This is a genomic window from Xenorhabdus sp. BG5 (assembly GCF_015163665.1).
Lineage (GTDB): Bacteria > Pseudomonadota > Gammaproteobacteria > Enterobacterales > Enterobacteriaceae > Xenorhabdus.
Window position 1 is genome coordinate 1 of the sequence record NZ_JADEUG010000106.1, and the last position, 434, is coordinate 434.

Annotated in this window: 1 pseudogene; it reads left to right on the forward strand. The window is 44.0% G+C overall.

What is annotated here, in order from left to right:
* Positions 1-154 (forward strand): annotated as a pseudogene (locus IQ209_RS18025) (IS4 family transposase); the annotation flags it as partial.
* Positions 155-434: the final 280 nt, after the last annotated feature.

Consider the following 434-nt stretch of genomic DNA (forward strand, 5'->3'; position numbering starts at 1 on the left):
CTGGGCCTATATTAACCTCGGCAAGCTTGCAGGTTGGTACGATTCAAAACGTAATGGTCGAGTAGGATGGGAAAGGCTATGGGAAGGATGGTTCATATTACAAACCATCCTTGAGGGTTACTTGCTTGCACAGTCTCTTGAGCTAGAGATGTGATCAAGAGACAGAATCCATATACCCTTTAGCTTTCGTTAATTCTTTATTGGCTCTTTTCATCGCCCTAGCTAGTGCCCGGGAACAACCTGCAAGTCCATATGGATCGATCCATGTTAATGGATTATGAACATAGGCATAGGGATTATCACCTCCATCTAACCCGATCGGATCTTAGGAACGATTCCGGTGCGGTCATACTGTTTTAAGCGATTTTTTCTTTGACTATCAGCTTGTTAAAGAACCATTTTTACCTGTTCCGCCCATCCCCGCGAACCTAAAA